This is a genomic window from Falcatimonas sp. MSJ-15 (assembly GCF_018918265.1).
GTDB lineage: Bacteria > Bacillota > Clostridia > Lachnospirales > Lachnospiraceae > Falcatimonas.
This window is the reverse complement of record NZ_JAHLQC010000019.1, coordinates 34,523-48,240: the sequence shown is the minus strand read 5'-3', so window position 1 is coordinate 48,240 and position 13,718 is coordinate 34,523. Positions and strand designations below refer to the sequence as shown.

Sequence of the window (13,718 nt, the reverse complement as noted above, 5' to 3'; positions counted from 1 at the left end):
GTCTACTCTACTTGTTGTAAAAACGGATGTCGATTTTTTATCGGCTTTTAAATGCATACAGATAACTATAATTTCTCATATATATCTATCATTACAATCTTTTCTCATATATCTTACTTATATCAAAAAGATTGTACATGCAAATATATATTCTTCCAATATAGTTATCGCATAAGACTAAGCATTTTTTAAGTTTCAATATTACATTTCACTTTTTATATCTTAAGTTAATAATATTTATTTTTTATTCAGAAAGTTAAACCTATTATACATTCTATCATAATCAACATATAGTTTGCAATTATACTTTTATGATAACCAATCACTCACTCTGATAATGAGTTTTCCCATAAAAGGCATTATTCCATCATCCCCCTCAAATATGAACTCTTTTTCTCCATTAACAACATCAGAAGGTGTATATCTGAAAAGTCTTGTTGCCTCATCATAATCTGCATCTTTATCTTTGGTAATAAGTCTTATTCTAATATCTCTCTTAGAACCTTTATATACATATTCACTATTCTGAACACTTTCGTTGTATATCTTTATATCACCAACATTCGTAAGTGTCTCAGCATAAGGATCTCTTATCTTAATCTTCATAACGAATGATTCTCCATGAGACATATTTTTTATCCCATCCATTACAAAATAAGGTCTTATAACACTAGCTGGAAGTGTCTTTCTTATCTCATCTTTCTTATATACAAATCCATTATCAGACATAGGAACTGTATAGCCTTCATATAACGAATCTTCTGGTGTTCCCGGTGCTGGTGCATTAACTGTAACTTTCGTAATTGAATGCGTTTCTTCTATATTATAGTTATCTATTGAAGTGCTAAAGTATTCTTCGTTTTTAAGATATTCATATCCGGTATGTCGCTTATAGTTATTCGTTACAAGTACTATCTCACTAACATCTTCTGCTATATCAAACTTGGCATTTGTAATAGCAATATTGCTAACATCATCAAGAACTACTGCATGTCTATCGTCTTGTATGATATAATGAGTTGCTATATTATTAATACTAAGATTCTTAGCATGTCTTATATACATTCCATACGCAGGAAGTATTCCAAATATACTTGGTTCCGGATATGTTGCAGGTAATTCTGGTACATTGTATGGATCTTTTATCCAGCCTTTTTTCTTATCATAATCTGCTCTTGGAAGCAATCCTTCATTCTTACAGAAAAAGCTATTAACCATCCATGGAACTATCTGACGTTGCTTTGTGGTCATATATTGTCTATATTCATAACATGTATTCATCTGCTGCTCATATACAGCATCATTCATATTCATTCCACCACGATATGTAATATCAAGGTTTTCGATTATAATATTCTCAATCTTGCTGTCAACAAGGCCTGCTATAATTACAGGATATCTTGGATCTACATTAACAGCTTTTACATTTCGAATTGCTATATTATATATTTTGGCTATTGGACGTGAAGTTGCATTTGCATGTTTTTCGTCTTTAATATCTGCATTTTCGTTAATTCTTGCAGGCACATTATTATCTACAATATAAATAGTATTTTTACCATCTATATTCACTTTTCTTGTATAATTATAAGATGGTGAAAATCTTAACGCAGGATACCTGTCATACTTATCATTATCCGGAATCACATATTCAGGATTATTAATTCTTATGTCAGCTATTCCGATAGTTTCCTCTTTACTCTTACCGGTAACTGGAATTCTCTGTCTGTCACCAGTTCTTATAAATATCGGAGAACTGCTTATATCATACATTTCACAATTTTCAAATATAATATCATGAAGATCTGAGCAGTCTACTGCCTCTAATGCAAAACCTCTTGAATGTTCAAATCTTACATTGCGTATCGTAACTATCTCATATCCACATGTTGATTCTGTTCCAAGTTTTACTCTACCTGTCGGACCACATCTGTCTTCTGCAACAAGTTTATCGCATGTATATTTTTTCATATATACACTCTTAGCATCATATCCACATACTTTGCAATTATCGATAAGAATATTCTTAGCCGGCATAAAAATACCAGCTCCATATGATGCCTTTATTACAAGTGCATCATCTGTAAGTGAGTTAAATGTTGAATTAATCACAGTAACATTCTGACAGCAGTCTATATCAAGAGCATCTCTTGTAGTATCAACAAGAATATCATCAATTAACATATTATCTACGCCTTCTGCAATTATTGCAAAATGTCCTCCGATAACTACAGATATCCCTGTAAGAATAATATTTTTGCATCGTACAAGTGCTATTGCTTTATTTCCAAACCAACTTCCGTTATGTCCCGGAAGGTTACGTTCTTTGCTTCCACCAGGATCTCCACCCCAGAGTACATAATCAAGATAACCTGTTTCTTCATTATAAAAACTTCCATCTATAAGACCTTCTCCATAGATTTTAACATTATATATATCATGACCATATATAAGACTATTTGCAAAATATGTATGTCCATGATCCTGAAGTCCTGCATACAGATTAACTTCCGGTGCCAGATAATTACCGCCTTCACCTTTTTGCTTAAAATATTCTGTATTAAAATCTGTCTTTGCTGCATATAATATTGCATCTTTCATAAGCAGAATATTAACATTGCTTTTGAGTTCTATCGTATATGCTCTATACTCTCCAGGTTCAAATACAACTGTTCCACCACATTCCGATGCCAATGTTATTGCTTCATTTATTGCATTTGTAATACAAACCGCATTATTCTCTTTAATAAATTGTTTAACATAATACATTCTCTCTTGATTAAGATCTTCTTTTTTCAGATCAGAACCTGTTGCTTCTATAATATTCACCTTATCCCCACTCTCTTTTTACATCTGTTAACAACTTAATATTTACTACATACCATATCGTTGGCATTTACTCAATATATAACTTCGTTGTTATCATTCTTTACTTATGATATGGCTCATTATTCATAATTCGAAAACTTCTATATATCTGTTCAAGAAGTACAACTCTCATAAGCTGATGCGGAAATGTCATCTTAGAAAAACTAAGACTATAATCTGCTCTCTTCATTACTGCATCAGACAACCCAAGCGAACCTCCAATTACAAATACTATCTGGCTCTTGCCTGATACCATAAGTTCGTCAATCTTATCCGAAAGTTCAACTGAATCAAGCATCTTACCATTAATTGCCAAAGCTATAACATAAGCATCATCCCTTATATTCTGAAGAATTCTCTCGCCTTCTTTTTCTATCACTTTGCGATTAAGTCCTTCTTTACTAAGATCCATTGTCTTCTCATCTGCTACTTCAATAATCTCAAGTTTGCAATATTTTGACAGACGTTTACTATACTCATCAATTGCCTGTGTATAGAATTTTTCTTTTATTTTTCCAACTGTTACTAATGTAATCTTCAACTTTTCATCTCCTTCTAAAGTAATTATTCTTCTAAATTAATTTCATTCTAAGTTAATTATCCTGCTAAAGCAATTATCCTGCTACATTAATTATCATTCTAAAGTAATCATCACTCTAAAGTAATTATTCTTCTAAATCAATTTCATTCTAAGTTAATTATCCTAGTAAGTTAATTATCCTGCTAAAGCAATTATCCTGCTACATTAATATCTTCTGTAATTCATCTATACTTTCAATCTTCGCATAGTAATTATCTACTTCTCCATATCCATAAGAAGCAAATATAAATGGAATACCTGCTTCATCACTAGCCTCTTTATCTCCCATTGTATCACCAACATATACCGGATTCTTAAGAGCATTGCGTTCTACTATAAGTCTATTGTTAGCTGCCTTAAGAAGCCCGCTTTTTCCCGGACATTCATAATCTGCAAAATATTTATCAAGTCCTGTCACTTCAAAAAATAGTTCAATATAACCTGCCTGACAATTACTAACTATAAACAGTTTATATTTTTTACTCAGCACTTTAAGTGTATCTACAAGACCGTCATAGAGTTTACCTGGATTAATTCTAAGTTCATCATATTCTGCCTGTGTACATACTTCAAGTACTTCTTCCTGCTGCTGTTTTGTAAGTTCTGGAAGAAGTGCTTCTATAATAACTGGTAATGGACGACCAAATAATCTTTTGAGATCATCACCTGATATCTTTATTCCAAGTCCTGTCTTATCATTGATAACCTTCTCCCATGCAACAGCTACCATATCTGTCGCATCCCACAATGTTCCATCCAAATCAAAAATTATTCCATCAAACATATTTTCACCTCATTTTTACTTCAGTACATTCTTCTTAAAATCACTTGATTGTACTTGCGTATATATCCTAATTTTTTTAATAATCTATGGTTAAAGTCATTAAAACTTTTGACATTTCCATAAAATTTAGTTTATCAAATTATGTATGTGCTTGCAACTCTTACTTCTATAATATATAATGAAAAGGATTATTAATTTCATAGGGAGGGATTATTCTATGCCATGGTGTCCAAAATGCAAAAATGAATATATTGCTGGAATTAGTATATGTAAAGATTGCAATGTGCCACTTGTTGAATCACTTGATGATGATATAAAGCTCACACATGTACCACTTATATATCTTGAAGAAGAACCAGCTAAACGACTTGTTGATTTTCTAAAATATTCTGATATCCAAAGTGCCTGTATGGATTATGATGATGAACTCATAAGCTATTCTGTATATGTACTTCCTGAAGATGAAGAAAAAGCTGCTGCTTTGGTTAAAATCTTTAAAGAAAGCGAATTAGAAGATCAACTTAACAATGAAACTGATATTGATAGAGATAATTCAAACAATATCACTACTGATGAATCCCCTGTATACGAGAATAAATCAAGCAAATATACGGAACTTAAATCGTCCGGAATATCACTTCTTGTATTCACATTCATATGTGCAATATATATGATTCTTAATATCGCAGGCATTATCAAATACAATAACAGTCCTCTGTTTTATATTGTATTCTCTGCTTTGCTAATTGTCTTCTTATATGGTGGAATCAATTCACTTACATCTGCTAAGAAGTTAAAAAGCGAAGCCGGAACAGAAGAAAAGACAACTAAAGAGATTAAAGACTGGTTCTTTGCTACATACAAAGCTCACAACATTGATGAACTTCTTGATGATAATTCACTTCCTGACGAAGTATTATTCTTCAAGAGAACTGAAAAAATAAAAGAACTTATTGTTGAACATTTTGGTAAGATGGATGATGGCTATCTTGATAATCTTTGTGAAGAGATCATTGATAAGCTGTACTAATCTGCATTAAATTGTTTCTTATCATTATGTATTAATCAGATTCATTTTTTATATTTAAAAAGCTATGTGTCATATAGTAAACATTCTTAAAATACTATTTTAAAGATTGTTCCTATACATACACATAGCTTTTTATTGTATACAACTAGCTTTTTATTACCAAAAACAAAAGTCAGTTTTTATTTAATAACTTTTATCCATCCTTCTGGTGCTTCAATTCTACCCATCTGGATACCTGTTAATGTCTCATATAACTTCTTAGTTATAGGTCCCATCTCTTCCATTCCACTTGGGAAACAGATCTCTTTACCATGGTCAACGATCTTACCTACTGGTGAGATAACTGCTGCTGTACCACAGAGTCCACATTCTGCAAAATCTTTTACTTCGTCTAAATATACTTCTCTTTCTTCAACTTCAAGACCAAGATAATCTTTAGCAACAACCATAAGTGAACGACGTGTAATTGAAGGAAGAATACTATTTGACTTAGGAGTTACAACTTTATTATCTTTAGTTACAAATATAAAGTTAGCTCCACCTGTTTCTTCTACTTTAGTTCTTGTAGCAGCATCAAGATACATATTCTCAGCATATCCTTCTTCATGTGCTGTTACAATTGCATGTAAACTCATTGCATAGTTAAGACCAGCTTTGATATGTCCTGTTCCGTTAGGTGCTGCTCTATCGAAATCACTTACACGAATTGTTAATGGCTTAACGCCACCCTTAAAGTATGGTCCGACTGGTGTTGTAAGAATTCTGAACTGATATTCTTCTGCTGGCTTTACACCGATTACAGGGCTGCTGCCGAACATATATGGTCTGATATATAATGTTGCTCCTGAACCATATGGTGGAACATATGCTTCATTAGCTTCAACTGTTTTTACAATAGCTTCAACAAACTTGTCCTGTGGGAATACAGGCATCTCAAGTCTTCTGGCTGAATCTTCCATACGCTGTGCGTTAAGATCAGGACGGAAAGTTACTATATGTCCGTCTTCAGTAGTGTATGCCTTCATTCCTTCAAAACAAGTCTGAGCATATTGTAAAACACCGGCACATTCATTAAGAACTATATTAGCATCATCTGTTAATGTACCTTCATCCCATGCTCCGTTCTTATAATTTGCTACGAATCTTTTATCAGTCTGGATATATCCAAAGCCGATATTCTCCCAATCGATATTTTTCTTTTCCATAATAAAAACTTCCTTTCAGTAATTATTCTAAGAGTCATTATCTCTGCTTTTATACATTGCAAAAATAATACATTAACGTTAGTATAGCACCTTAGATATAATATGTCATTATTTTTTTTAAAGTTTTTCAATTTTTGTATTCATAATTAATATCTATTACATCTGGTGTCTTACTACTCTGTATTCATCACCACTTCTATAATAAGGGCAATTGTCATATGAAGCTGTCATAAATCTCGCCATCTCGTCTTCATCAAGATTCATCTCACAAAAATAGCTTTCATAATCTTCATCATATGCATAATATTGACAATCGTCACAATTAGTTTTTTTACTTATCTTCGCCATATTTTTATCTCCTTTTAATCATAAGCAACAGGTTTGTATATACTCACAAAGCTAAGGTTTTAGTGCTTCCTGCTTAAATATTATTATATCAAGTATATACAATAAAGCAAGTCAGACATTGTACTATTATCAATTATGCATAATATTTTTACAGTCCCTTTATGTATTGCTATATGTAATAACTACATTGCACAACCTGCATAAAGGGACTGTGATTTTTATGAATTACGATACTGCACTGGTGTCATATCATATTTTTTCTTAAACAATCTGTTAAAATGTTCAACATTAGGATATCCTACTGCTGCTGCAATATTTTCAACTGTCATATTGCCATTTTTTAACAATGTCTTGGCTTTTTTCATTCTGATATTCTGAACGATATCACCGAATGTCTTACCTGATTTATCTTTTATATACTTTGAAACATACTGCTCTGTAAGGTTAAATTTATCAGCAATGTCTTCAAGAGTTACTGTCTGATAATTAGCCTGAATGTAATTCTCTATCTGTATAAGTCTCTCATCTTGTATACTTGTATCGTCTTTTAATACAGGAAGCTGATTAACTGCAACAACTAACGCATTAATTGAAGATTTGATAATATCATCATCTATGCCTGCACCCCAATATAATTTGTCTTCACAAGTTATTCCTACATAAGACATAGCTTTTGATGATGAACCCTGTGAAAGTGCATGCTCCTCATATACTGTAAGTTCATAACTTATTCCAAAATACTGTTTAATAGTGTTACTTACAGCATCAAGACGACCATTACCATTAGCATCAACAATACATTTTTTAGCTCCATGTATAATTGTAGCTTCAGCCATAATACCATCAATCTGTTTAAAGTGACATTCTGATATCTGGAAAAATGGCTGTGAGTGAACATATTTATCAACAAATATCTCATATATCCACTGTGGTGATAATTCCTTATGTTCTTCATCTGATACATGTTTTACAAGGTAGCCAACTTCTTCTCTCATCTTGTCTGGAAGTGCAATACCAAAATTTTGTTTAAGAACATAGCTTACACCGCCTCGGCCTGACTGACTATTAATTCTGATAACATCTGAATCATAAGTTCTTCCAACATCCATAGGATCAACCGGAAGATATGGAACTGACCATTTATGCAGTTTTTTCTCTTCTCTCCATGCCATACCTTTTGCAATCGCATCCTGATGAGAACCTGAAAAAGCTGTAAATACAAGATCTCCTGCATATGGCTGTCTCTCATATACATGCATTCTTGTAAATTGCTCATACTTGGCACGAATCTCTGGCATATTATGAAAATCAAGTTTTGGATCTACTCCATGTGAGAACATATTCATAGCAAGTGTAACGATATCAACATTACCTGTTCTCTCACCATTACCAAAAAGTGTTCCCTCAATTCTCTCAGCTCCAGCTAAAATTCCAAGTTCTGCATCACTTACACCACTTCCTCTGTCATTATGAGGATGAAGGCATAATGTAACAGCATCTCTATATTTAAGGTGTTTACTTATATATTCAACCTGTGTTGCAAATACATGTGGCATTGCATTCTCTACTGTTGTTGGAATATTAATAATTGCTTTGTTATCTTTTTTAGGCTGCCATACATCAAGTACTGCATTACATACTTCTACTGCATAATCAACTTCTGTTCCAGGAAAACTCTCCGGACTATATTGGAATGAGAAATTACCATCTGTCTCTTCAGCTAACTTTTTAAGAAGTTTTGCTCCGTCAATAGCAATCTGTTTAACTTCTTCCTTACTCTTTTTAAATACCTGTTCTCTCTGTGCAACAGATGTAGAATTATACAGATGAATAACTGCATGTGGAGCACCTTTTACAGCTTCAAATGTCTTCTTAATAATATGTTCTCTTGCCTGAGTAAGTACCTGTACTGTAACATCATCAGGTATCATATTTCTCTCAATAAGAGCTCTCATAAAATTATACTCTGTCTCAGATGCAGCAGGAAATCCAACTTCAATCTCTTTAAAACCAATCTTAACAAGCATCTCGAAAAACTGCAGCTTTTCGTCAAGGCTCATTGGTTCTATAAGTGCCTGATTACCATCTCTAAGATCCACAGAACACCATATTGGTGGTGCTTCAATATAATCTTTTTTAACCCATTCATATGTACATTCCGGTGGCATAAAATATGCTCTTTCGTATTTGTCGTATCCTTTCATAATTGCCCTCCTGATATTTTCTTATTTTCTACTTTTTATTGGATTTTGTGAATAAGATAGATACTTCCTATCTGCACATGCTTAATCATTTACTTATGTAAATAAAAATCCGCCTCTTATATCGTCCGGATAACAAAGGCGGAAGGTATACTATCTTTCTTCACAGTGTTTAAGTGATTTCTGATACTATGTTAACACAAAATATGTTATTTGACTATGATTAAAATTAATCATTTTGGTTGATTTTTTTTAATATTTTCTTAAAATTAATCATTTTGGTTGATTTTTTATGTTGTATATCCATCAGATGTTAACTGACTATCTTAATAGGCAAAGCTGTGGATTTTCGACACAGATTTATTTTTTTCAAGGATGGAAACGCAACGGTTAAATAGACAATCCTGTAGATTTGCACCACAGATTTATAACAAAATAACAAAAACAAGGCACTCGCCCCATGAATGTGAGCAAGTGCCTCATCTAAGGCTGTTTTTACAGCCGATTTCTTTTTATATGCTTTTCTATTTATTCATTTATATATACTTTTCTATTTATTCATTTATATATCTATACTATGATACTATAAATTACATATTATACTTATCTATTTTATTATATAAGTAATCACAGATCATTAATACTACTTTATATGGCAAAACACGAACAGCGTATGTATATGTGTAATTATTTTTGCTTTATATAAACCATGAGGGTTAACAAGTTCCATGTCTAAAGCCTATCTGTACTTTAATACCATTATCATCCTGTAAATCCTTTTTAGTAAATAGTATTACCAATCTGTTAACTTATATTATTACATACGCTATTCGATTTAATCTATATTATTTGCCGGATATATGGAACTTTATCTATATTAATCAAACTTATACTGACTGCTATGCATAGCATATATACCAATATAACTCTGATTATATCTAATTATCATTAGTTAATGCTTTCAAGATTATTTCTAATCATCATTAGTTAATGCTTTCAAGAATATTTCTTGCTACATATACGCCACTTGCTGATGCATGTGAAAGTGAATGTGTAACACCGCTTCCATCTCCGATAATATATAGACCTTTATATCTGCTCTCTAAGTGTTCATCAAGTTCAACTTCCATATTATAGAATTTGACTTCAACACCATATAAAAGAGTATCATCATTAGCTGTACCCGGTGCAATCTTATCGAGTGCATATATCATCTCGATAATTCCGTCAAGTATTCTCTTTGGAAGCACAAGGCTAAGATCTCCCGGTGTTGCATTAAGAGTTGGCGTTACAAGCCCTTCTTCTATACGTTTCTGGTTACTTCTTCTTCCTCTTACAAGGTCACCAAATCTCTGAACTATTACACCACCGCCAAGCATATTAGAAAGTCTTGCAATACTCTCACCATATCCATTACTATCTTTAAAAGGCTCTGAAAAATGCTTTGCAACAAGTAATGCAAAGTTAGTATTCTCTGTCTGTTTATCTTCGCCTTCATAACTGTGTCCATTAACTGTAACAATGCCATTAGTATTCTCATTAACAACAATACCATGTGGATTCATACAGAAAGTACGGACTTTATCTTCAAACTGCTCTGTTCTATATACAATCTTACTCTCGTATAATTCATCTGTCAGATGTGAAAAAATAACTGCCGGCAACTCAACACGAACTCCTATATCAACTCTGTTAGATTTAGTCGGAATATCAAGTTCATTACATACAGTTTCCATCCATTTGCTTCCACTTCTTCCAACAGATACTATACATTTTTCACACTCATAGCTATCTTTGTCTGTAATAATCTTATATCCACCATCTATTACTTCAATACTTCTTACCGGAGTATCAAAATGGAATTCAACTTTATCTTTTAACTCAGCATAGATATTCTCAAGTACTATAAAGTTAATATCCGTTCCAAGATGTCTTACTGATGCATCAAGAAGATTAAGTTTATTTTGCAAGCATACTTTTTTAAACTTTGTTCCTGCTGTAGAATATAACTTAGTTCCTTCACCACCATAAGCCATATTAATATCATCAACGTATTTCATAAGATTTATAGCTTCTTTTTTACCAATATATTCATACAAAGTACCACCAAAATCATTAGTAATATTATATTTACCATCTGAAAAAGCTCCTGCTCCACCAAACCCACTCATTATTGAGCAGCTTTTACAGTTAATACAACTCTTTATCTTATCTCCATCTATAGGACAATGTCTTTTATCAAGTGAATGACCTGTTTCAAACACAGCCACTTTAAGTCCTCTGTTCTCCTTAACTAATTCGTATGCTGAGAATATTCCCCCAGGACCTGCTCCAATTATAATAATATCATACTTCATATCCCGTGTCTCCTTCCACTTAATGTTCTCTAAGATTCTACTTCACATATATTAACTAATAGTTTCCAAATCTTTTAAGAACTTTTGCTGCTTACATTCTAATTATTCGTCAATAAATATCTATTCTTAATATGTAGTGCAGTCTACATATATGTATTCAACTTATATTTAACGACAAAAAAACTACCATGCATAGCTGACTTCCAATATATATTTACTCTTTGATTTTAAATAAATATATTATGCAAGTCAACTATTTACGGTAGTTGGTAGAAACGTTCATCCATATTATGAACTTATTTGCAGAAGCTATTATATCCTTTGCTTTGCAATTTTGCAAGTACAAATTTTATTTTTTTATAAAAGTTCACATTATGCTCACATTATACAGACAAATTTACATTATATACTGCTTTATCACTCACATATTTCACTCTCGGGAGTTTCACCGATGTTGCCTGTATCAGCGGGTATTGAGATTTTAACCTGTTTGCTTGTACTATCGTCTTCGGATATTACCCTAATCATCTTCTCAATATCATGTTTTTTATCTTCATCTTTATATAATGATTTGTACTTTTTATGTTTCTTGTTCGCATGAAGCATAGCTGAAGATTTTGCCATCTGATAAAGATCCATGCTATATTCCATAAGCTTCTTCTCGTCATAAGCTGGAACTTTATCACCTCTTGCTATTCTTCTTGCTATCTTAAGTACTTTCGAATAATCATCAGTATTCTTATTGTTATCTTCATCTGTTGTAAGCAGATTATTGATAAACTGATACATTGCTTGTGTATCTGCTGTAAATAATTCTTTAGCCTGATTATTATATGTAACATTCGTATATATTTCCTGATTGGCAGTATCTTTTGTATCTTCTATATACGTTTCATTTTTGTTATCTTTCGATGTCTGTAATAGCGATTTTACGCCTTTGTCATCTGATTTTTTATTCTTAGCTGCATCATATCCATATATTGTACTAATAGTATTTATTCCAGACACATTCATACCCATTCCTCCTTACTAAAAACAAAATGTGAATCAGTGTCCAAATCGCTTTCTTCTATTCTTTCATAGAAAAACACTCTATATTAGTTTTATATCATCTTTATTTTCTTCGACATATTTTATATGATATTTTACAGCAATAATTAACTATATTCTATTATATGTAATATCATCAATAAGTTTTAATTCTTCTTCTGTAAAAGAAGTATGTCCAAGAAGTTTTATATTCTCTTCTATCTGTGATGGTCTTGATGCTCCAATAAGAACACTTGTAACTTCATCATCTTTAAGAATCCATGAAAGAGCCATCTGTGCAAGAGTCTGTCCTCTCTTAGATGCTATTTCATTAAGTGCTTTTAATTTTGCAACTTTCTCTTCTGTAATATCACTCTCTTTTAAGAATCTTCCATCTCTTCTTACTCGGCTATCCTGTGGAATTCCATTAAGATATTTATCTGTAAGTAATCCCTGTTCAAGCGGACAAAAAGCTATTATTCCACAACCATTATCGTGAGCAAAAGATTTAAGTCCATCTTCTTCAATATGTCTGTCAAGAATTGAATATCTTCTTTGATTAATAATGAATGGTGTCTTAAGTTCCTTAAGAATAGCCATAGCTTCCTTAGTCTGTTCTTTATTATAATTAGATATACCTACATAGAGAGCCTTTCCACTTTTTACTATTGAATCTAATGCCTGCATAGTCTCAAAAAGTGGTGTATCAGGATCTGGTCTGTGATGATAGAATATATCAACATATTCAAGTCCCATTCTCTTAAGACTCTGGTCAAGGCTTGCAATAAGATATTTTCTTGAACCAAAGTTACCATAAGGTCCCGGCCACATATCAAAACCTGCTTTTGTTGATATAACAAGTTCATCTCTGTAACTTCCAAGATCCTTTTTTAGAATTTTTCCGAAATTCTCTTCTGCAGAACCATATACTGGTCCATAATTATTAGCAAGATCAAAATGTGTTATACCATTATCAAAAGCAGTCTTACACATCTGTCTCATATTCTCAAAGTTATCAACACTGCCAAAATTATGCCACAAACCAAGTGATACCTTTGGCAGGAAAAGTCCACTCGCCCCACATCTGTTATATTCCATTCTCTCATATCGATTCTCGTTAGCACTATACATATTAACATCCTCCCTGTAATATTATTTTTTAATTGTAATTGATTGCAATATGTCTATACATGCAACCATCTATAAAATACTATTATATTCTATCTGTTTATACCTGATAATAAAATACCTAATCACGATATATTTTTGTATAATAGCTACCTGTTTTTTACATTTCAGTTTTATATTTTACTTTT

The 13,718-nt window shown here is 32.2% G+C and carries 10 protein-coding genes and 1 riboswitch; of the genes, 1 reads left to right on the top strand and 9 read right to left on the bottom strand.

What is annotated here, in order from left to right; all coding sequences use genetic code 11:
* Nucleotides 1-309: 309 nt before the first annotated feature.
* The 3 genes from KQI85_RS13595 to KQI85_RS13585 all read right to left on the bottom strand — a co-directional run bounded on the left by KQI85_RS13595 (nt 310) and on the right by KQI85_RS13585 (nt 4,232).
* Nucleotides 310-2,829, bottom strand: a complete 2,520-nt coding sequence (locus KQI85_RS13595) for a glycoside hydrolase family 28 protein (RefSeq protein ID WP_216576620.1) — start codon at nt 2,827-2,829, stop codon at nt 310-312.
* A gap of 100 nt (nt 2,830-2,929) precedes the next feature.
* The gene (gene rlmH, locus KQI85_RS13590; RefSeq protein ID WP_216576619.1) at nt 2,930-3,409 is read right to left on the bottom strand and encodes a 23S rRNA (pseudouridine(1915)-N(3))-methyltransferase RlmH; all 480 of its coding nucleotides are present in this window, start codon (nt 3,407-3,409) and stop codon (nt 2,930-2,932) included.
* A 199-nt stretch (nt 3,410-3,608) separates the two neighbouring features.
* On the bottom strand, nt 3,609-4,232 hold the full coding sequence (locus KQI85_RS13585; RefSeq protein WP_216576618.1) for an HAD family hydrolase: 624 nt from the start codon (nt 4,230-4,232) through the stop codon (nt 3,609-3,611).
* Between the two features lie 217 nt (nt 4,233-4,449).
* Between KQI85_RS13585 and KQI85_RS13580 the strand changes: the two genes are divergently transcribed.
* Nucleotides 4,450-5,262, top strand: a complete 813-nt coding sequence (locus tag KQI85_RS13580; RefSeq protein WP_216576617.1) for a hypothetical protein — start codon at nt 4,450-4,452, stop codon at nt 5,260-5,262.
* A gap of 179 nt (nt 5,263-5,441) precedes the next feature.
* On the opposite strand, the gene KQI85_RS13575 is transcribed toward KQI85_RS13580, so the two are convergent.
* The 6 genes from KQI85_RS13575 to mgrA form a co-directional block, all read right to left on the bottom strand.
* Nucleotides 5,442-6,467, bottom strand: coding sequence for a branched-chain amino acid aminotransferase (locus tag KQI85_RS13575; RefSeq protein ID WP_216576616.1), 1,026 nt, complete (start codon nt 6,465-6,467; stop codon nt 5,442-5,444).
* 156 nt (nt 6,468-6,623) lie between these two features.
* Nucleotides 6,624-6,815 (bottom strand): DUF6472 family protein, encoded by a 192-nt coding sequence (locus KQI85_RS13570; protein ID WP_216576615.1) that lies wholly within the window; start codon nt 6,813-6,815, stop codon nt 6,624-6,626.
* A 218-nt stretch (nt 6,816-7,033) separates the two neighbouring features.
* Entirely contained in the window at nt 7,034-9,019 is a 1,986-nt protein-coding gene (locus KQI85_RS13565) for a 2-isopropylmalate synthase (protein ID WP_216576614.1), read from the bottom strand.
* A gap of 980 nt (nt 9,020-9,999) precedes the next feature.
* Nucleotides 10,000-11,373, bottom strand: coding sequence for an NAD(P)/FAD-dependent oxidoreductase (locus tag KQI85_RS13560; protein ID WP_216576613.1), 1,374 nt, complete (start codon nt 11,371-11,373; stop codon nt 10,000-10,002).
* 227 nt (nt 11,374-11,600) lie between these two features.
* A riboswitch (purine riboswitch) is annotated at nt 11,601-11,697 on the bottom strand.
* Between the two features lie 93 nt (nt 11,698-11,790).
* Complete coding sequence (locus tag KQI85_RS13555) at nt 11,791-12,387, bottom strand: hypothetical protein (protein ID WP_216576612.1); 597 nt, start codon at nt 12,385-12,387, stop codon at nt 11,791-11,793.
* A gap of 147 nt (nt 12,388-12,534) precedes the next feature.
* Complete coding sequence (mgrA, locus tag KQI85_RS13550) at nt 12,535-13,533, bottom strand: L-glyceraldehyde 3-phosphate reductase (protein ID WP_216576611.1); 999 nt, start codon at nt 13,531-13,533, stop codon at nt 12,535-12,537.
* Nucleotides 13,534-13,718 lie beyond the last annotated feature (185 nt).

Coding starts and splice junctions, on each gene's coding strand:
- KQI85_RS13565 (WP_216576614.1), bottom strand. CDS start 9,019: ATGAAAGGATACGACAAATACGAAAGAGCATATTTTATGCCACCGGAA.
- mgrA (WP_216576611.1), bottom strand. CDS start 13,533: ATGTATAGTGCTAACGAGAATCGATATGAGAGAATGGAATATAACAGA.
- KQI85_RS13575 (WP_216576616.1), bottom strand. CDS start 6,467: ATGGAAAAGAAAAATATCGATTGGGAGAATATCGGCTTTGGATATATC.
- KQI85_RS13555 (WP_216576612.1), bottom strand. CDS start 12,387: ATGAATGTGTCTGGAATAAATACTATTAGTACAATATATGGATATGAT.
- KQI85_RS13580 (WP_216576617.1), top strand. CDS start 4,450: ATGCCATGGTGTCCAAAATGCAAAAATGAATATATTGCTGGAATTAGT.
- KQI85_RS13570 (WP_216576615.1), bottom strand. CDS start 6,815: ATGGCGAAGATAAGTAAAAAAACTAATTGTGACGATTGTCAATATTAT.
- KQI85_RS13585 (WP_216576618.1), bottom strand. CDS start 4,232: ATGTTTGATGGAATAATTTTTGATTTGGATGGAACATTGTGGGATGCG.
- KQI85_RS13560 (WP_216576613.1), bottom strand. CDS start 11,373: ATGAAGTATGATATTATTATAATTGGAGCAGGTCCTGGGGGAATATTC.